The 19,666-nt window shown below is 43.1% G+C and carries 13 protein-coding genes and 1 pseudogene; 9 read left to right on the top strand and 5 right to left on the bottom strand.

Annotation, left to right across the window (positions count from 1 at the left end):
- Positions 1–78 precede the first annotated feature (78 nt).
- The 3 genes from CDC37_RS15445 to CDC37_RS15435 form a co-directional block, all read right to left on the bottom strand.
- Entirely contained in the window at positions 79–873 is a 795-nt protein-coding gene (locus CDC37_RS15445) for a hypothetical protein (RefSeq protein WP_096622916.1), read from the bottom strand.
- Between the two features lie 67 nt (positions 874–940).
- Positions 941–1,600 (bottom strand): flavin prenyltransferase UbiX, encoded by a 660-nt coding sequence (locus tag CDC37_RS15440; protein ID WP_096622914.1) that lies wholly within the window; start codon positions 1,598–1,600, stop codon positions 941–943.
- Positions 1,601–2,048: 448 nt separating this feature from the next.
- Positions 2,049–4,436 (bottom strand): ribonuclease R family protein, encoded by a 2,388-nt coding sequence (locus CDC37_RS15435; RefSeq protein WP_096622912.1) that lies wholly within the window; start codon positions 4,434–4,436, stop codon positions 2,049–2,051.
- Between the two features lie 1,401 nt (positions 4,437–5,837).
- Here CDC37_RS15435 and CDC37_RS15430 point away from each other — a divergent pair.
- From CDC37_RS15430 to CDC37_RS24960, 4 genes and pseudogenes are all read left to right on the top strand, one after another.
- Positions 5,838–6,842 (top strand): hypothetical protein, encoded by a 1,005-nt coding sequence (locus CDC37_RS15430; RefSeq protein WP_096622910.1) that lies wholly within the window; start codon positions 5,838–5,840, stop codon positions 6,840–6,842.
- Positions 6,843–7,055: 213 nt separating this feature from the next.
- Positions 7,056–7,394, top strand: a pseudogene (locus tag CDC37_RS15425) (RNA-guided endonuclease InsQ/TnpB family protein); the annotation flags it as partial.
- 591 nt (positions 7,395–7,985) lie between these two features.
- Positions 7,986–8,630, top strand: a complete 645-nt coding sequence (locus CDC37_RS15420; RefSeq protein WP_197707015.1) for a reverse transcriptase N-terminal domain-containing protein — start codon at positions 7,986–7,988, stop codon at positions 8,628–8,630.
- A complete protein-coding gene (locus tag CDC37_RS24960; protein WP_231943073.1) occupies positions 8,615–8,911 on the top strand; it encodes an HNH endonuclease in 297 nt (98 codons plus the stop codon). The genes CDC37_RS15420 and CDC37_RS24960 overlap by 16 nt, the downstream gene beginning before the upstream one ends.
- A 339-nt stretch (positions 8,912–9,250) precedes the next feature.
- Here the strand turns inward: CDC37_RS24960 and CDC37_RS15410 are convergent, their stop codons facing one another.
- The gene (locus CDC37_RS15410; protein WP_096620005.1) at positions 9,251–10,609 is read right to left on the bottom strand and encodes an IS4 family transposase; all 1,359 of its coding nucleotides are present in this window, start codon (positions 10,607–10,609) and stop codon (positions 9,251–9,253) included.
- Between the two features lie 157 nt (positions 10,610–10,766).
- Positions 10,767–11,246: a DUF6006 family protein gene (locus CDC37_RS15405; RefSeq protein WP_096622906.1), complete on the bottom strand. Its 480-nt coding sequence runs from the start codon at positions 11,244–11,246 to the stop codon at positions 10,767–10,769.
- Positions 11,247–11,708: 462 nt separating this feature from the next.
- On the opposite strand from CDC37_RS15405, the gene CDC37_RS15400 reads away from it, so the two are divergent.
- The 5 genes from CDC37_RS15400 to CDC37_RS15380 all read left to right on the top strand — a co-directional run bounded on the left by CDC37_RS15400 (position 11,709) and on the right by CDC37_RS15380 (position 19,569).
- Positions 11,709–14,399: a DEAD/DEAH box helicase gene (locus CDC37_RS15400; protein WP_096622904.1), complete on the top strand. Its 2,691-nt coding sequence runs from the start codon at positions 11,709–11,711 to the stop codon at positions 14,397–14,399.
- 368 nt (positions 14,400–14,767) lie between these two features.
- The gene (locus CDC37_RS15395; protein ID WP_096622902.1) at positions 14,768–15,550 is read left to right on the top strand and encodes a Uma2 family endonuclease; all 783 of its coding nucleotides are present in this window, start codon (positions 14,768–14,770) and stop codon (positions 15,548–15,550) included.
- Between the two features lie 8 nt (positions 15,551–15,558).
- A complete protein-coding gene (locus CDC37_RS15390) occupies positions 15,559–16,530 on the top strand; it encodes a 1-aminocyclopropane-1-carboxylate deaminase/D-cysteine desulfhydrase (RefSeq protein ID WP_096622900.1) in 972 nt (323 codons plus the stop codon).
- Positions 16,531–17,218: 688 nt separating this feature from the next.
- Positions 17,219–18,013: an ABC transporter ATP-binding protein gene (locus CDC37_RS15385; protein WP_096622898.1), complete on the top strand. Its 795-nt coding sequence runs from the start codon at positions 17,219–17,221 to the stop codon at positions 18,011–18,013.
- 107 nt (positions 18,014–18,120) lie between these two features.
- Positions 18,121–19,569, top strand: a complete 1,449-nt coding sequence (locus tag CDC37_RS15380) for an MlaD family protein (RefSeq protein WP_096622896.1) — start codon at positions 18,121–18,123, stop codon at positions 19,567–19,569.
- Positions 19,570–19,666 lie beyond the last annotated feature (97 nt).

Here is a 19,666-nt window from a genome sequence, read left to right as displayed (position 1 = left end):
GTGTATGTGTAGTCAGCTTTTCAGTCATTTTGAATGGTAGCTTTATTTTCCCCTTTCTGTCTCCCTTCTCCCCTCTTCTCATTCATTCTTTGTATTTTTAGTATCTTCCCCATCCAACTCATCCAGAAAACCCCAATCATCATCTGGGTTATTTTGATTATTTTCCTGATAATTATCGGGTGGTGATTGTTGTTCAGATTTGGGATAAAAAGGTGGAACTAGAACTCGGTAGTCAGCATCGTAGACCGATTCAGTTTTTCCCACCCCAGTTTGTTTCGGTTCGCGATAGTTATAGGAATAGGTCGAGTCCGAACCGGGTTTTGCGGGTGATTTGCTTGTTTGTTGTTGATCCGGTGTAAACAAATCCTCGTCCAGATCATCATCGAAATCTCTTGTATTCCGATGTTTATCCCTCGGCACATTTGTACTATAATCTGTTTTGGGGGTTTGGTGAGGGCGATCGCGCTTTCCAATTTCCTGAACCACATCATCCTCAAAATCCCAATCTTCGCTTGCAGTTTGTTCCCACTCGTCTAAATCCCGATTGACTCTAGGTTCGACATCTGGTTGGGGACTGGGGTTTTTCGTCGCGACTCGTTCCCGTGGAGATTGGGGAGGACGGGGAGGACTTGGTGGAGTGAAGGATTCTTGTTTTCCGCCAATTTTAAAGCTGCTAAGGCGTAATAAACTACTAATTATTAAAGACGTGAGCGCACCAGCCACAATACTGATTAAAACCCAGATCGAAAAAGGTAGAGCTTGCGATCGCATACCCAAAAACTTAATCGCAAGGGATGGTGAAAAATTTTGTATCACCAGCAGGGTGACACTACCAATGACAACAAAAATTAAAACTAAGCGAATCACAGCCATTTTGGATTTTGGATTTTAGATTTTGGATTTTGGATTTCAGAAGACAGGATGTGTAAGTAAAACGGTATTACTCCCCTTGCTCCCCATTACCCCCGCTTCCTCTCCCCTCCTCGTTTCCCTTCCAGCGTTCTATGGGGATGCAATCAATCTCAAACTGATCTAAAGCCCTCGCGACAACAAAATCGACTAAATCTTCAATGGATTGGGGATGATGATACCAAGCTGGAATCGCCGGAACAATGCGTACACCTGTTTCTGCGAGGGTGGTCAGGTTGCGTAGGTGAATCAAACTAAAAGGGGTTTCACGAGGTACAAGAACTAGTTTACGTCCCTCTTTTATTTGTACATCCGCCGCACGTTCTAGTAAATCAGAACTTAATCCATTGGCAAGTTTCGCAACCGTACTCATACTACAGGGAATCACCATCATTCCTAAAGTCCGAAATGATCCACTAGCAATGTTTGCACCCACATTCCCCCAAGGATGACAGCGCAGTTTCCCGGCGATTGGTACATTTGCATGATGTCGCCAAAATTGTTCCTGTTGTTCTGGTTCTACAGGCATTCGGATCTTGTTTTCTGATTGCCAAACCATGTAGGTTGATTTTGATGCGACTAACTCAATTGTATAGTCAGCTGCGAGCAAATATTTTAAGGTGCGGACGGCGTAAATTAATCCAGATGCACCGGTAACACCGATAATTAGGGGTAGATGGGAATTAGACACTTGCTTTTTGGGATTTTGGATTTTGGATTTTGGATTTGAGATTACTCTCTGAGAAGTCGCACTACCTGCGTTGATGGATTTTGGATTTTAGATTTTGGATTTTGGATTACTCTTCGGTCGATCCGCTAGCCTAAAGGAATGGCTTTCGCCAACGCGTCTATGGATTTGAGATTACTCTTCTAGATGTCGCACTACATGGGTCTATGGATTTTGAATTCAGAATTAGGGTCTCGCTTGATGCAGGGGAGTGGTGAGTGGGTAGTGGGAAATAACTACTTTTATCGGTTGTGGTGTACGCAGTTCTCTGCGACAAGACTACACCTACATGTAGACGCACAAACAGTTTCTTTTCGAGATGGCTACTCCCTAATTACAACTTACTCTATCTACAAGTAATGAAGGCGCATAAATTTGCGCCTTCAGGGTTAGTTAATTCCTCGACAAAGGTTTATTCGTCCTCATAGTCATCATCGAATCCTTCGTCATCTAAATCATCATCATCATCGTACATATCAACTTCTTCGTGGAGATTATAATCCTTGTCGATGATTGGTGTACCATCACTGCTGACCGTTACCAAATCGATTTGCTGACGATAGTAATCAACACTTTTAACTTGGACTGCGACGCGATCGCCTAAGCGATAGGAAGCGCGATTTTTGCGACCAAACAAGGCTTGTTGACGCGCTCGATATTCGTACCAATCGTCTTTGAGGGAACTGACATGGACAAGTCCTTCTACCCGCAAAGGTTTGGTATTGCTTGGATCACCATCTTCTTTTCCAGAATTTGAGTTTTGTCCTTCTTCGGGAGTGACTTCAATTTCCACGAAGAAACCGTAGGACTGGACACCCGTAATCACCCCGTTAAACACTTCGCCAATGCGTTGTTTCATCAGTGCTGCTCGTTGCAAACCTGCTAAATCCGCTTCGGCTTCTTGAACTTCTTTTTCCCGGTCGTTGAGTTGGGTAATTACCCGTACCAGGTCACTTTGTAATTCCTGGTGCAATTCCGGTGCAAGTACATTCCAGTTGATTTCTTCTGTGTGACAACTAGAAGAACGCAAATTGATCCGTTCCTTCACACGGGTATTGCGGCGATCGCGTCCATGTTCTAGCAATGCATAGTACATGCGCTGCATCAGCAAATCGGGATAGCGACGCAAAGGGGAGGTAAAGTGTATGTACCCTTCGCTCAAGGCTAACCCAAAATGGGGTCCTTTGTGGGTGCTATAGACGGCTGGTTTGAGGGTATCTTGCAAGAGATAGGTCAACACCTGCTCAGATGCAGACTCGGCAAATAAACGGGTCAGATGTTGATAATCAAGGGGTTGAATATCGATGTCTTCAGGTAGCACCAACTCCACACCTAAATTCATCGCCAATTTCAACATTTCTTGGACATCTTCCCCATCAGGTGCGCCTTGTACACGCCAAATCGTTGGCACATCCAAAATGCTCAAATGTTCTGCCATTAACTGATTTACCAGTAACACCAACTCCGTCATCATCATTTGTACTGGCGAATCAGTTTTGGGTACACAACCCAAACTGCCCTCGTCATTGTAGGGATTTTTTGCTGGGGGTAAATTTAATTGTAAACTACCCCGTTTAAACCGTTTGGCTTGTAATACTCCACTAATCTGATGTAGGGTGGACAAAATTTCCAGGATTTCCCCCGTATCCTTAGTTTTACGGGCTGTACCGTTAAAGATAGCATTTGCTTGGGCATGGGTCAGTTGCTTGTCTACTTTGACCACACTGGGTGTGGCCTCCCAACTCACAACTTCCCCCGTTTGCGGATCGATATCAATCAGGAAAGATAAAGCTAAACGGTCGTAACCTGCAAGCAAACCACATCTTTCCGTCACCGCTTCCGGAAACATCGGTAAAATTAAATCCCCCAAATAAACCGAACGTCCCCGTTTCAAAGCTTCCCGGTCTAACGCTTCCTCTGGAGGAACATAATGAGCTACATCGCTAATATGGAAACCAATCCGGACATTGCCATCAGACAGGGTTTCCAAACTCAAAGCATTCTCCAGCACTCCATCATCCGCCATCGCAATACTAACCATAAATTGCGATCGCAGATCAATCCGGTTTTTTAAATCGGCTTTGAGGATTTTTTTCTGTAATTTACTAGCTGCATCCAACACATTTTCCGTAAAAGTACGGGAAAGGTCATGCTTGCAAGTCACTAAATCAATGTCCGCAGCCGCTTCCGCATCACTACCTAAAATCTGCACCACCCGTCCCACCGGAGGATACTGGGCTAAGGGATAGCGCAATACCTCCACATGGGCTAAGTGGTCAATAGCCTCTGACAAAACCTCAACATCCGGATCTTGGATCTTTAATTCAAACAATAGGCGATCATCTAACGGAACCGCCCGAAAACCAGTTTCTACTTGCTTGATCCGCGCCAATAAGGTGTGATTTGAACGTTCTAAAATTAACTTCACTTCACCCTCCGGAGAGCGGCGACGGCTTCCTTCCTTGAGTACCTTGACCAACACGCGATCGCCATTCCAAGCATTACTTAAATGACTCTCGCGAATATATATATCCTCTGCGCCTTCTGTGTCTTGAATTGCAAAGCAAAACCCCTTACTCGAACACCGCAATTTGGCCTCAATTAGCTCCTCTTCCGGTACGCGGCGATATTTACCCCGCTCCTTGACTAAAAGCCCAATTTTTTCCAAGACCTCCAAAGCGATGTGGAGTTTTTGTAAACTTTCCTCATCTTCGCAACCCAGTTTTTTTTCCAGCAGTTTACGCGCTACCAATTTATCATCGGTGAAATTGGCAAGGAGTGTAGCGATTGAAAATTCCATGCAGTGAACCGACCTTTGGTCAAAACATCATCTAATTTGGGATTGAAATTGGTTCTTTTGTATTTACCATCGGAACCGAATACACGCAGTACGTTCTATAGAAAACTCGGTCATTACAGTTCGGCACAAGTTTTAAAGCAGTTAGACTGCACTCCTTCGGGCAGCCAACCCGAAATTGAGCAAACCTCTACCATCCCTAGCAATTTCCTTTCCCTGCGAGTTATCAAGTAACTTCGGACAACCTCAGTCGCAACAAGCACGCCTGATATTAAACGCCCCCAACCGGAAATCACTCAATGCGTAGCAAAAGCACAACAGGGATTTCTTGCGATTAGACAATCCCCAGATAACCTTCTGTAGACGCGCTGCGCACGGCTTCTAGCAGAGAGAAATTTACAGGTGTTAAATTGTCTAGCCCGAAGGTACTTTTACGTCATCATACATACTCAGAATTTTCACTCCGAGATATTGCCTGTAAACTTGCTCGTCACACATGTAGAATCGGTAACAATCCGTTTATCAAGCTAACAAGCAGTGAGGTGGAACCATTACTTCACTATTGTAGATTTATAGCGTACTTCCAGAAAATATTTCTGGATATCAAATCTAGTAAATCGAGTAATTAGTATAGCATTAGTACGACAAATACGGAGATTTTTTGCATTGTAACTTAAAAACATTTGCCAATTGCATAGACTACAATCAGTACTATTGCATTATCCTAGTACTAGAACACAATCAAGCCAATACATGAAACCACAGACACGCCAACACATTACACGAAAATTCATCCCAAGTCCCAAATCCATCAGGGAAAGTTTACTGGAAGATTTATTCTTTCAGCCACATCAGTTCCGACCCTTGGGGAAATCCCTTTTCTGGGGAATAACTCAACTGTAGCCAAAATTCAAAATATTCCCAAAACTTTCAGTGAGCAGCCTATATCTAATGTTGACACCAGAACCAACGAAAATGGTTTTCCCTACTCACAACTCCCTACTTCCCACTCCCTTTCAAGTAAGTCCGTGACGGAAGTAGGGATTAGTACGAAAATCAACCCATTACTAAAGACCTGATCACACCCTTCCCTTACCCCAAAAGCCGAAATACTCCCTGCACCGTCCCTGAGAGGATGTTGGTCAAGTGTCAATCAATACCTTATCAATTACTGATTGAAGACAGGGAATAGCCTCAAAGGGTATATTTGTCGTTATAAACAGATGCGATATGTCGCGTCTCTAGCAATTCCCTTATCCCTGTACAGAAGCGACATGTCGCGTCTCCCAAAAACCACAGACAGGAAAGCAGATTAGATTCCACCAAAATCCATAGACGCACGTAGTGCGGATCAACCGAAGAGTAATCCAAAATCCAAAATCCAAAATCCAAAATTGAGTCACTATGTTGCAAGAATTTCAGCGTTTGTACCCCACAGCCTGCTTAACATCTGAGCTAATACAAATTTATCATGGCAAATATATTATTCGTGCCAGCATTGAAATTGAAGGTACAATTCGGGCAACGGGTATGGCTGCGGCGGAAACTATTGAGGTTGCCGAAGATCAAGCTAGACAAAGGGCGATTTCCGTATTACCAATAGACATTTCCCCAAGGGAAAATAATTTAAATCCCCCATCAAATCAATTAACTTCTGTTGCTTCCCAGCCTACATCCGCACAACAAATTCAGCCAAAAAGTCAAACTATCGAGTCCAAAACCGCAGCCAAACCCACTCCCACCCAACCTAATACCCCCCAATTAGAACAGATACCTCAAGTTACAAAAAACAGCGATAAATCACCTGAAAATCAATCCTTTGTAATTAACCAGCATCAACAACAGCAAATTTCTCCACCTGCACCTGTGGAGCAACCAACACAAACCCTGCTCCCAGAACCAAGTCAACCAGTAGGAACTAATAATTTCAACCTATCGCCAACCAACTTCCCTCCCGAAACAAGGCAACATCCAACCATACCTCTAAATCCAGAATCTCACCTTTCCCCCCATCCTCCCCAAGGAGAAGCACCATCTAACCCAGAACAACCAATCCTTAATTTCGAGCATCCCAGCAGTAACGTCACTCCCTTTGCTCCCCGCAATCCCGTCACCGATACAGAAGCTATCAGCCAACCTAAGTCGGAAAGCAAAACCCCAGCAGCGAGTAAACGCGGACGTAAGAAAAACGAACCCGTTGATTTATCGGGAATTATTGCTCAAACCGATGTAGAAATGCAGCGCTTAGGTTGGACACCGGAACAGGGACGGGATTATTTAATTAAAACCTACAAAAAACGTGGACGCACCCTGTTAGATGAAAATGAATTGATTGATTTTTTGAATTACCTCAAATCCCAACCCACCCCATCCGATTCCTACGCAATTGACCCTTTGGCTGGATTTTGATGTTCAGAATTCAAGCCTAATCATTTATTGGTAAAATTATTTTGGCTTTAAAAGTCGATTTTAATACCTAACAAGCTGGTTTCTTGGGAGTAGGGAGTAGGGAATCGGGAGTAGTTGATAAAAACAAATATACCGTTGGTTTTCACACTCCAAAAATGTGCCTGTTGAGTGGTTTTGGTGTTGCTTAAGGTCGGGTGAAATCCATCCGATTTCCAATCTAACGACTTAGTAGCCGATGAAGACTTACAGATTAGAAATCTACTTCAAAACTACTGCTTGGCGAAATCAATTTCTGATGCGAGTTGGTATCTTTTTCGGCAGTGGATTGAGTATTTCGCTGGTAAATTTGGTAAATTAGCAATCAGCGTGCAACCACATTACACATCGCAAAAATGTTCAAATTGCGGTCGGATTGTGAAAAAATCCCTTTCAACTCGCACTCATGTTTGTGCTTGTGGGTGCGAGTTAGATAGAGATACAAATGCAGCCATGCTAGTGCGATTCGTTCAGTCTAAACCGAGAAATCGGGGGACGACTGGCTCTCCAAAGTAACCAATAGGTTGAGTACGCACTTAAATCCTTTGGAGATGACAACTACATAATCTTATGAGTGAGAACAAGTATCCTAGAAAGTTCAAGTCTCATCCCTAAGACGCTTAGGTGAAAGCATAACCCCTACGGTAGAGACTAGCCATCAATCCGTAAAGCGGGGTTAAAAGCGGAAAGCAGAGGGTAACCTTAACCCAAAGCCCGTGAGCAAGTCCATACGGATAGCGTAAGCAAAGATACGTCTGAACCATCGTTACTGCAAACCAGTGAAATAAGGATGACACACTGGGAGTCCCAAAAGGGCAATAGTTAGGGAGTTAAGAGGATTTAAATCGACTTAACAGCGTCACCCGAAAACTCGATGGAGAGTATCATCCTATAGTGGACAAACCAAAGATTATGTGGAACGAAGTAATCCACCTATAGCTCTCAGGATTGGTCGATAACCTGAGTAGTCAGCTAAGACGAAACATCTGGTAAAGCAGGCTATTGGTGGAAGAGATTGAGTCAGAAGCGAACGCTCTGTGGTAATAGCAGAGATATGCAGACGGACTCACGGTAATACAGAGTGTAAAGTTGAGAGTAGTAGTAGATATGCCTAAAACAGATTCAAGAAAGAATACTGTAGGATGTGACCAACCTAATATCCTATCTTCGGAAGAAACGGATGCTTTCCTTCGTTGGGAACTAACGGATTGGAAGAAGTTAGAACGGAAGGTTTATAAGCTACAAAAACAAATTTACAGAGCGTCTAGTCGTGGAGATGTCAAGAAAGTTCGCAGGCTCCAAAAAACACTGATGAAGTCCCGAAGTGCAAAAACACTCGCAGTACGTCGTGTCACCCAAGATAACCAAGGGAAGAAAACCGCAGGAGTGGATGGAATAAAAGCATTAACTCCTAAAGAACGTCTTGACTTGGTAGAGAATCTCAAACTTGGGGCAAAGGTTAAACCAACACGGAGGGTTTGGATACCCAAACCCAACGGGGAGAAAAGACCTTTAGGAATACCGACAATGTACGACCGAGCAGTACAAGCTCTTGTCAAGATGGCTCTAGAACCAGAATGGGAGGGCATTTTTGAACCCAACTCGTATGGATTTAGACCGGGACGCTCATGCCATGATGCGATAGCAGCAATATACACAGCCATTAATCAAAAGGCAAAGTATGTATTAGATGCTGACATCGCCAAATGCGTACAAGAATGGGTTCTCATCCTGAAATGCCTACTAGAGTAGCAATACTACTCAAAAAGCAAAAAGGAAAATGCCCATGGTGCGGATTAACCTTCAAAGATGGAGATGTCATGGAAATAGACCACATCACCCCGAAAACCTTAGGGGGAAAAGATGAATATAAAAACTGGCAATTACTCCATCGGCATTGTCACGATAAAAAGACGGCTACGGATGGCAGTCTTGGGAATAAATCTAGCTGTAACAGTGCTAACCCGAAGCCACTGATTGACCTAAATAATTATATTTGGGTTAATGATATGTTGGTAATGACGTACACATGACAAGTGCTGTATTACTGAGGAGCGGAATGACGGGAAACTGTCACGTTCCGTTTTGGAGAGCAGTAGAGGGGGCGACTCCTTTACTGACTTTAATCATTTTAAATCTTGCAAGACAAGCTAGGGGAGGGCATCCCCGAAGTCAAGCTGTAGGACTTGTTACCGCTACTCTTTTAGGCGAAAGCCTATTGGAGCAAGTGGCGAGGTAGATTACAGAATCCCCTCGGCTAAGGGCTATCCATTAGTCACATCTTTCTTAACAAAGTCTGAAAAGCGATTATAGAAATGATTTCAGTAGAGGGATTAAGCATTAAGATTAGACAAAACTCAGAAAGTATGCATTTAGATTTGATGGGCTAGCTTCCAAGTTACGGCGATATCGTGCAATCGTCGTAACCCTCTCCAAATCGTCTTGACTCCAGGTTCCCCATCACCTTTACGACCCAGAAAACCACCTAGTCGAGCAATCATTCGTACAGCTTCTCTTAATGTTGGTGGCTGATCTGGTGGAATTGGGTTTTTGTTCACACTTACACATAAAGATTGCCATTCAACTGTAGTTAAAACCGTTTCACAACTTTGTTCTGGATTATCCCTTGCTTGGTAAGTTAACCATAATAATCGCCATGCCACAATCGAATATGTCGCTAATGCCATTGATAGGCGTTTTCCTGTCTCCAGTTGTAATTCCTCGATTCGACAACCGCTTTTCAATGTATAGTGATAACGCTCGATTAACCAACGATATGTATACCATTCAACACATTTTACCGCATCTTCAAGGCTATTAATTTCCAATGTCGTTAACAATAACCAACTGATTGGTTTTATCTCCGATGGTGGACTCTTTTCTTCTGCTAATATCACCTGTAGTTTTACTGGTTTACAAAGCGAACGCCCGAGCTTATTTTTTGGTACTTCTATTTCAACTGTTTCGTATCTAATTGTTAGTTTTGCTATCCTTTCTGGTCTTTCTGGATTTCTTCTTACCTTGACTTCTACTTCTCCCTGAGTTGGACTTGACCTGATCGCCTCATGTAGATAATTCGCTGTATGGCTAACTTTTCTATTATGAGTTCCTCTGATTAGTAAGTGGCTATTTTCTGGTCTTTCCTGATTAAATAAATCAAATATATCTGCTTCTGAGTCTGCTACTGTTATGATTTTTATCTTTTCTGGTAGTAATTTATTTGTTCTCTCTAGCCCTTCCAACCATCTTTGGCTTTCTTTTTCTTCTGTTTGTCTTTTTCTACGTGTTTTTGCTATTCCTAAATCTTCGATATTTCTTGACCATACTTGTTGGTCTATTACTCCCAGTGGAACTCCTTTTATGCTTGATAATAACGTTGAATGTACTTTTAATCCTAAACTTTTTCTCTGGTCTAGATATCCAATTCCTTCTGTTGCTGGATGACTTGTTACATCCATATTTGTTGTGTCTTGTATTGCTAATACTATCTCGTGTTCTTTTGCCCTTTCGATTGTACTTTTGATATGTCCATTGCTTATATCTGATGGTTTTATATACGGCGAACTCCACAAATCATATGCTGCTGTTGTCGCTGCTACGCTCCCACATGCTTGAGGTACACTCGATGTTGGTTGTGCTGCTAAATCTTCTACCATCTTTATCAAACGCTTGTTTCGCCGTTTATCTCCCAAATCCAAGTGCTTCAATTCCCTTGCTGCCCATTTTTCCATTTTTTACACCCTATCTTTCCTCTCTCAAAACTATACCTATCAAGCCTTTCGTCTTCTTTTAAGTATTTTTACTTTTTGTTAAGAAAGATCCGGGTAATGGATAGGGCTAAGGGGAGGGGAGTGTCAATGGCTGCGTTCCAACTCTATGGGGTAAAAACTAAGATTTTTGACACTGGAATCCAAAAGGTATACCGTTCCAAGTTGTGTAACCACTGGCATATCTACGATTCCAGGTGTGCATCATCAGCATCCAGTTATCTTGATTGTTGTAGCGTAAAGGTAACATATGGTCACGGCGAGAGGAAGCCAAATCGGATGGTGTGAAGTTTCTTTGTTCCACGGGTACCCAAGCTCCCCCATTATCGCGAATGCGACCGACAATTTTCACACCGTGTACTACTGATTGTGTACCGTCACCATGATCTCTGACTAAATCCCCCAAACGCAATTCTAAAACCGCATTACGTCCATCCAAATTACAATTCCAGCGGCCTTGCCAATCTGGTAGAATGACATCGGTGGGATTACGGCGACCATAGGTTGTAGCTTGAGCGTTTTGAGTGGATACTAAATTGCTTGTAGTCAGGATAAGTAAGCTAATTCCCACCAGGGAAGTCGTGAGTATTCTATGCATCATAATATGGTTGATTAATCTTTAGTATTTATGGTTCTGAGTGTAAATAGGTTCGTTTTTGGTGTTTTATGCAGTTTAATTGTAGTTTTCGTGACAGAATCCAATTAATCCCCCATGTCGTTGAGACATAACTAAACAAGAAAGTAGCTCTTCCTACTCCCATCCCGGACTGCTCCCTACTCCCTATTTTTTGACCAGACATTGCTTCCTGAGTGTTCCCAGATGAATTCCCAACCAGGGGTGTTTTCCCATCCCCTAATTACTTTCTCGGCGAAAATGTATAATCGAGAGTAAATAGCAGGGAAAGATTCAGGTTAAAACTTGCTGGCTCCGATATAATTATTAGCAAATCACTAAAAGGGGGAGAAATTTTTGTCCGAGACAGACGTTTTTGGCAAAATATTCTTAAACTCCGATTAATGATTGGAATTATTATTAAAGCAGTCTGATTGCTATAGATATTGAGTGAACAACCCTGCATTCTCGAACGATGTTGACCCGAATATTATATTTCCGTTTGCGCTCGACCAATTTCAGCTAGATGCGATCGCTTCCCTGAATGCTGGACGGTCGGTAGTTGTCTGCGCGCCTACTGGGTCAGGTAAAACTTTAATCGGTGAATATGCCATCTACCGCGCCCTTGCACGGGGTAAGAGGGTTTTTTATACAACTCCTTTAAAGGCTCTGTCTAATCAAAAATTGCGCGATTTCCGTGAGAAATTCGGCTTTGATAGCGTCGGATTGTTAACTGGTGATGTCTCAGTTAATCGGGATGCACCCATAGTGGTGATGACCACGGAAATATTTCGTAATATGTTGTACGGCACACCCATCGGTCAGGTGGGTATTTCCTTAGTGGATGTGGAAGCAGTGGTGTTGGATGAGTGCCACTATATGAATGATCGACAACGGGGAACGGTTTGGGAGGAATCAATTATTTACTGTCCCCACTCGATTCAACTTGTGGCTTTATCCGCTACCGTCGCCAACAGCGACCAGTTAACTGATTGGCTCAATTACGTTCATGGTCCAACGGACCTAATTTATTCCGATTTTCGCCCCGTTCCCCTAGAGTTTTACTTTGGCAATCCCAAAGGGTTGTTTCCTCTGCTAAATGAATCAAAAACCAAAATTAACCCCCGTCTGATTCAGAAACGCAACAAACGTCGCGGAGACAACAATAAGGGTCGTTCACCCCGTCCCGAAGCTCCCAGTGTCGCCTTTATGGTTGACCAACTGTATCAACGGGACATGTTACCAGCAATTTTCTTTATTTTTAGTCGCAAGGGTTGCGATAAAGCCGTCGAAGAAATTGGTGATATTTGGTTGGTGAATAACGAGGAGTCACAAATTTTACGCCGACAAATCGATGAATTTCTTGCTCGGAATCCGGATGCAGGTAGGGCTGGGCAAATTGCGCCTTTGTATCGAGGGATAGCAGCTCACCATGCGGGAATTTTACCCGCTTGGAAAGTGTTGGTGGAGGAACTATTTCAGCAGGGACTAATTAAAGTTGTTTTTGCTACCGAAACCTTAGCCGCCGGGATTAACATGCCAGCCCGGACGACGGTTATATCCAGTTTATCGAAACGAACCGATACTGGACATCGCTTGTTGAATGCGTCTGAATTTTTACAAATGGCCGGTAGGGCTGGACGCAGGGGTATGGATCAACAGGGCCATGTGGTGACATTACAAACACCCTTTGAGGGAGCCAAAGAAGCCGCCTACCTAGCCACATCCAAAGCCGACCCCCTAGTTAGTCAGTTTACACCCAGCTATGGGATGGTGTTAAACTTGCTGCAAACCCATTCCCTAGAGGAAGCCAAGGCATTAGTAGAACGTAGTTTTGGACAGTATATTGCCAACCTCCACCTCCGTCCCCAACTGGAGTATATCCGTGAATTGGAACGGCAATTAGGGGAATTAGAAACCCAAATCGCCACCATCGAAGAAGCGGAAATTGCCAGCTACGAAAAATTGCGTCAGCGGATGAAAGTAGAACGGCAGTTGTTAAAAACACTTCAAGAACAAGCGATTCAAGTCCGGCAAGCAGATATTAGTATGTTGCTGCAATTTGCGTTATCGGGAACGATTTTGAGTTTGAAGGGTAAAAATATTACCGTCACCAACCCAGTTACTGCCGTTTTAATTGGTAAAACCAAAGGTTCGGGAATATCACCCTATTTAGTTTGTTTAGGGAATGATAACCGTTGGTACGTAGCCACTACAGGAGATGTAGTGGACTTATACGCGGAAATACCCCGCTTAGATATACCCGAAAACCTCCTACCACCGGCTCAAATGCCGCTAAAACCGGGACAATCCAGACGGGGAGACATCGTTACCAAAGAAATCGCCGCCCAAATTCCCAACACAGACGCGATCGCAAACACACCACCGGAAGTTGTGGAACAGTTACATCGAGTCGCCAAACTACAGGCAGAAATTGAAGCCCATCCTCTCCATCAAAGTGGAAACCCCAGTACCCTATTCAAGCGCAGAAATCGAGCCAACGAACTCATTGAAGAAATCGCCGAATTGCGAGCCAATGTCGAGAAACAGTCCCAAAGATATTGGGACGAGTTTATGAACTTAATTTCGATTTTACAGTGGTTTGAATGCTTGGATGAAAATTTAGTCCCCACCGACCTCGGTCAGATTGCAGCCGCAATTCGCGGAGAAAACGAACTGTGGTTAGGGTTAGTTTTAGCAAGTGGACAACTGGACTATCTAGACCCCCAACACCTAGCCGCAGTCGTTGCGGCAATGGTGACAGAAACACCCCGTCCCGACAGTGAGGTCAAATTTCAATTATCGGAAGCAGCCGATGCTGCTTGGTCACAACTACGTAATATTCGCCGTTCCGTGTTAAAAGTTCAATATCGACATGGGGTTGCTTTACCTGTAGGCTTAGAAAATCGCTATATTAACCTGATTTCCCTCGTAGAACAATGGGCTTTAGGGATGGAATGGACAGAATTATGCGATCGCACTACCCTCGATGAAGGTGATGTCGTCCGCATTCTCCGACGTACCCTTGATTTACTTTCCCAAATCCCCCATGTTCCCAATTTGAGTGACGCGCTCTACCGTAACGCCTATCGAGCAATGCAGTTAATCGACCGCTTCCCCATCAATGAAGTTGTTGAGTAATCAGGTTTTGGATTACTCATGACTTACGTAACAGGCATCTTATTTGAAGTTCGTCGTGAGGAATTTAGTCCTCAAATTCAACGGTATACGCGTTGACTACAAACAAAAAATCAAGATTTTTGTGACACTTGCGTAATTCCTATTCTATATTTGACAAACCATTAGTATCACATACACATTTGTCACAATTATTTTTCAAATTGGTATTATTTAAGACAAGGTTAGTAGTACATATATACGTGATGTCCTAGAAAATATAAAAAACTATTAGTTTTGATTTCCCTTACATTCTATTCCTCGTTCCCTATTTACAAGCAAGCACGAACAGGGGCAAAGTCAAGAGAAAACTCTCAACTGGAGGTACTGTCATGGTACAGCAAATCACACCAGAAACCACCGATACAATCATCTACCCAGAAAGCGACGGACAGCCAATGGCAGACAATACGGAACAGTTTACATGGATTGTCAAAATTAAAGAGAATCTAGAAATTCTGTTTGCCAACCAAGCTGATGTTTTTGTTGCTGGAGATTTATTTTGGTATCCAGTTCAGGGAAATCCGAATATTAAACAAGCTCCTGACACCCTGGTAGTATTTGGTAGACCGAAAGGAAAACGGGGTTCCTATTTGCAGTGGGAAGAAGATAATATCCCCCCCCAGGTGGTATTTGAAATTTTATCCCCTGGTAATACCCTGAAAGAAATGACCAAAAAATTGCAATTTTACGAACGCTATGGGGTGGAGGAATATTATATTTACGACCCGGAAAAAAACGATTTAAACGGTTTGTTGCGCTCTGGAAACAGCTTTGAAGTCATCGAAGAAATCGATGGGTGGGTCAGTCCACGATTAAAAATCCGCTTTCAACTGACAGCCGATACCCTAGAAATTTTTTCCGAATCTGGACAAAAATTTTTAACACCCGTTGAATTAGATCAATTGCGGCAACAGGAGCGTCAACGAGCCGAACAGGAATATCAACGAGCCGAACAGGAGCGTCAGCGAGCCGAACAGGAATACCAACGAGCAGAAACTGAACGGCAAGCCAAAGAAGCCGCCTTACAAGAGTTAGCACAACAGCGTGATCGCTATCAAGAGTTATTAGCGAAGTTACAAGCAAAAAATATTTCCACTGATACTCTCAGCTAAAGCTAAAATTGTTACTTATCCAGCCCATCCACCATCCCAGTGCTACCCAGCATCACGTTGAATTATTCGTGTTGCGACTCGATTTAATTCATCCCTTAGTCAGTGGCAACAAATGGTTCAAACTCAAATACAATTTACAAACAGCAATTAGCCAAAATTGTCCCCAGAATTCATCAATCAACCTAGATTTAAATCACCCCCAAACCTGTCCCCACTTTCGCGGCAAAATCCTCACCTTTGGTGGAGCTTACTCAAATCATATCTACGCCACCGCAGCCGCAGGAAAATTATTTCACCTCCCCACCATTGGTATTATTCGCGGAGAAGAACATTTACCCTTAAATCCCACCTTGGATTTTGCCCAAAGTCAGGGAATGCAGCTAGTGTATGTCAGTAGGGAAATATACAAACAAAAACACACTCCAGCTTTTCATCAGGAATTAACAGCTAAATTTGGTGATATTTTTATCATTCCGGAAGGGGGTTGTAATCTAGATGGAATACGAGGCTGTACAGAAATATTGGCAAAAATCAAGACAGAAACAACAGAGCAATTTGATATCATTTGTCTAGCCTGTGGCACAGCCACCACATTAGTCGGGATTACCCTGTCAACCGTCAAAAATCAACAAGTAATGGGATTTCCCGTTCTCAAAGGAGGGGAATATTTAAAATCCGCAATCAACGACTTACTTCATCAATACTTAGCCAGTAATTTACCCGTACCCGGCGATAAAAGTCTAAATTGGCAATTAGTTTGTGATTACCACTTTGGTGGCTATGGCAAAATTAATCAGGAATTATTACATTTTCAAAAAGAATTTGCCCAAACCCAGGGAATAACATTAGATTACATTTACACAGCAAAAATGTTTTACGGTGTCATCGATTTAATTCAACAGGGTTTTTTTCGCCATTGTCGCCTCCTTTTGATTCATACTGGAGGAATACAGGGAAATCAGGGAATAGCCTACATGTAATAATGTTTACACCAAAACCCATGAAACCCGGATTTCTCACAAACTCCTAAAGCTTTCAGTGAGTAGGGAGCGGGGAGTAGAGACGACCCGGTGGGTCGTCTCCAGGGGAGTAGTAGGAAAATTAACCCATTACTCAAGGCTTATCACTCCCTTGTGAAATGTAGGGAAAGTGTTTTCCCTCGCACCCATGCTCCGCGTGGGTGCGGAACTTACGAGGTTCCGACCTCGTGAATCAAGGCAGTAAGTAGCCCTCGCTGACTGAGTGACCACACAGAGCATAGTCACTAGATAAAAGTTCTGACTAATTAATACTCGGTTTATGTCCGTCAACCTGTACTAGTACCATTTCCATCAAATGTTGATACATTTTCTTCCCCCGCTCCCCGTCAGGTCTCAACTCCAAAGTAAAACGCTATAAGTCCCACTAATCACTTTCAAATCACTCTCCTATGCGCTGGGACAAACTAGTAATTTTGAGGGGTTCCTAGTAGTGACTTGAGCCACAAAAAAGCTTTAAGATGAAGGCGCTATACCCGCAGGGTTGTCGTAAACTAGCGCAATACCTTTTTTCACCCATCTAAATTTATGCAATGAACCACAATCCATAGACGCACGTAGTGCGGATCAACCGAAGAGTAATCCAAAATCCAAAATCCAAAATCAGATAATTTTCCCCACCAAACTGATTATGAATGAAACCAACAAAGTACCAATTATCGAACTTAAAGGAATTTCCAAATCATTTGGTCGGAATTTGGTGCTGGATAATATCGATTTGACAATCTATAAGGGTGATGCACTTTGCATTATTGGTCCTAGTGGAACGGGAAAATCAACCATACTCAGGATTATTGCTGGATTAATCGCACCAGATGCAGGGGAAATTTATATTGCTGGGAAAAAACGCCAGGGATTAATTGAAGATGCTAACGACCCGATTGTGATTGGGATGGTGTTCCAACAAGCAGCTCTATTTGATTCCCTCACAGTCGATGAAAATGTGGGATTTTTGCTGTACCAGAAATCGAAATTACCCCGTCAGCGAATTCGTGATTTAGTGAATCAACGCTTAGAAATGGTCGGTTTAGGGGGAACTGGTGATAGATACCCCTCCGAACTCTCCGGGGGGATGCGTAAAAGGGTAAGTTTTGCCAGAGCAATTATGTACAACCCAGAAGATACCCAATCCCATCCCCAGGTTTTGCTCTATGATGAACCTACGGCGGGACTAGATCCAATTGCATCAACCGTAATTGAAGATTTGATTCGCCAATTACATTGTTTAGAAGGAATTTGTAATACATATGTAATTGTGACACACCAAGACAGCACGATTCGCCGTACAGCTGATAGACTGGTGTTCTTGTATGAGGGTAAAGTGCAATGGCAAGGTTATATTGATGAAATCGATCAAACCGACAATCAAGTGATTCGTCAGTTTATGAGCGGTAGTACAGAAGGACCGATTCGTGTAGTTGGATAGGAATTTGGCTTGGCTGATTGGGAATTGGATTTTAGATGGAATCGTGTGACAACAAATCTAAAATCTCAAATCTAAAATCTAAAATCCGAATAAGAGGTTAGTTAACAATGCGAGGAACTTCGCGGACAATTCGAGAAGGTAGTGTGGGACTATTAGTGCTGGCTGGATTAGGTATAGCTGGTATGATTATGCTCTGGCTGAACCGTTTTACTGTTAATCGCCAATCCTACAGAATTATTGCCGAATTTGATAACGTGGGTGGAATGCAAAAAGGCGCTCCCGTTCGTTACCGTGGTGTGAAGGTGGGTAATATTACCGCAATTCGGACTAATGCGAATGGGGTTGAGGTGGAATTGGAAATAGAGCAACCTGATTTGGTGATTCCCCGTGATGTGAAAATTGAAGCTAACCAATCGGGGTTAATTAGTGAGGGTGTGGTGGATATTTTACCCAGAAAACCAGACGTGAGAATTGCTATCCAGGAAGCAGGTAATCCCACTGATAGTACCTGTAATGAGAAAATTATTTTGTGTACAAATGCACGTTTACGGGGACAAATCGGTGTCAGCATGGATGAGGTATTACGTACCACATCCGATTTCGCCGCAGCCTATAGTAATCAGCAATTTTATGAGAATGTGAATAACCTGGTTAAACAAAGTGCGATCGCGGCTACGAATGTGGCAGAACTCAGTCGCAACCTCAGTTCCCTTAGCCGCAATGCCCAATCCCAACTTAACAGTTTTTCTGCTAATACCCAATCCCAACTCGATAGTTTTTCCCAAACCGCTAAAACTGTCGGACAAACAGCCGAAAAACTCGGTGATTCCACGGTTAGATTAAGCACTACTGCCAATCAAACCCTCAACCAATTCGGTGCAACCGCCAACGAAATCCGTGCCACTTCTGCACAAGTAAGTAAACTTGTCAATAATTTGGATGGTTTGGTCGCAAGTAACCGCTCCACCCTCGTCTCCACATTAAATAATCTCGCAGCCAGCAGCAAACAGCTACAAGTAACTTTAACATCCCTATCACCCTCTTTGAATCGGTTAACCCAGGGTGAACTGGTACAAAATCTAGAAACCCTGACCGCAAACGCAGCTGAAGCGTCAGCAAATTTACGAAATGCGAGTCAATCTCTAACTGACCCGAAAAATGCCCTACTTCTACAACAAACCCTGGATTCTGCCCGATTAACCTTTGAAAATACTCAAAAAATTACTGCTGATTTAGACGAATTAACCGGAGACCCAAAATTCCGTCAGAACCTACGTCAATTAGTTAACGGTCTGAGTGGTTTGGTTTCCTCCACCCAACAAATTGAACAGCAAGTGCAATTAGCCCAATCCCTGGAAACAATTAAATTGGGTAGTAAACCCCTCAGTCCCACAACTTTTCAACTGAGTACTAATCAAGCTCCCACACCCCATCAAGCTGATTTACAACGCCAACAAGCCATCAACCGTCTCACCCAAATCCTGAAGCAAAAGGATAAATCAGCCCAGTTGGTTTCTGAGGAAGATGTTAAGGATGCAAAACATAAAGGGAAATAGTAAATTTGTCAATATCCGTATCCTATCGTTATTGATGGTCTAATTAGAAAATATAGTCAAGACGCGATATATCGCGTTAGCTTGCGGAAAAATAGTA

It is taken from the genome of Calothrix sp. NIES-3974 (assembly GCF_002368395.1).
In the GTDB taxonomy this organism is placed as follows: Bacteria; Cyanobacteriota; Cyanobacteriia; order Cyanobacteriales; family Nostocaceae; genus NIES-3974.
The sequence above is the reverse complement of the archived record's forward strand: the minus strand, read 5'-3'. Positions and strand labels throughout refer to the sequence as shown.

What these genes read in the sequence shown, in the direction of transcription:
- CDC37_RS15380 (WP_096622896.1), top strand. Translation starts at nt 18,121, where the DNA reads ATGCGAGGAACTTCGCGGACAATTCGAGAAGGTAGTGTGGGACTATTA.
- CDC37_RS15385 (WP_096622898.1), top strand. Translation starts at nt 17,219, where the DNA reads ATGAATGAAACCAACAAAGTACCAATTATCGAACTTAAAGGAATTTCC.
- CDC37_RS15420 (WP_197707015.1), top strand. Translation starts at nt 7,986, where the DNA reads ATGCCTAAAACAGATTCAAGAAAGAATACTGTAGGATGTGACCAACCT.
- CDC37_RS15395 (WP_096622902.1), top strand. Translation starts at nt 14,768, where the DNA reads ATGGTACAGCAAATCACACCAGAAACCACCGATACAATCATCTACCCA.
- CDC37_RS15410 (WP_096620005.1), bottom strand. Translation starts at nt 10,609, where the DNA reads ATGGAAAAATGGGCAGCAAGGGAATTGAAGCACTTGGATTTGGGAGAT.
- CDC37_RS15445 (WP_096622916.1), bottom strand. Translation starts at nt 873, where the DNA reads ATGGCTGTGATTCGCTTAGTTTTAATTTTTGTTGTCATTGGTAGTGTC.
- CDC37_RS15405 (WP_096622906.1), bottom strand. Translation starts at nt 11,246, where the DNA reads ATGATGCATAGAATACTCACGACTTCCCTGGTGGGAATTAGCTTACTT.
- CDC37_RS24960 (WP_231943073.1), top strand. Translation starts at nt 8,615, where the DNA reads ATGCCTACTAGAGTAGCAATACTACTCAAAAAGCAAAAAGGAAAATGC.
- CDC37_RS15435 (WP_096622912.1), bottom strand. Translation starts at nt 4,436, where the DNA reads ATGGAATTTTCAATCGCTACACTCCTTGCCAATTTCACCGATGATAAA.
- CDC37_RS15430 (WP_096622910.1), top strand. Translation starts at nt 5,838, where the DNA reads ATGTTGCAAGAATTTCAGCGTTTGTACCCCACAGCCTGCTTAACATCT.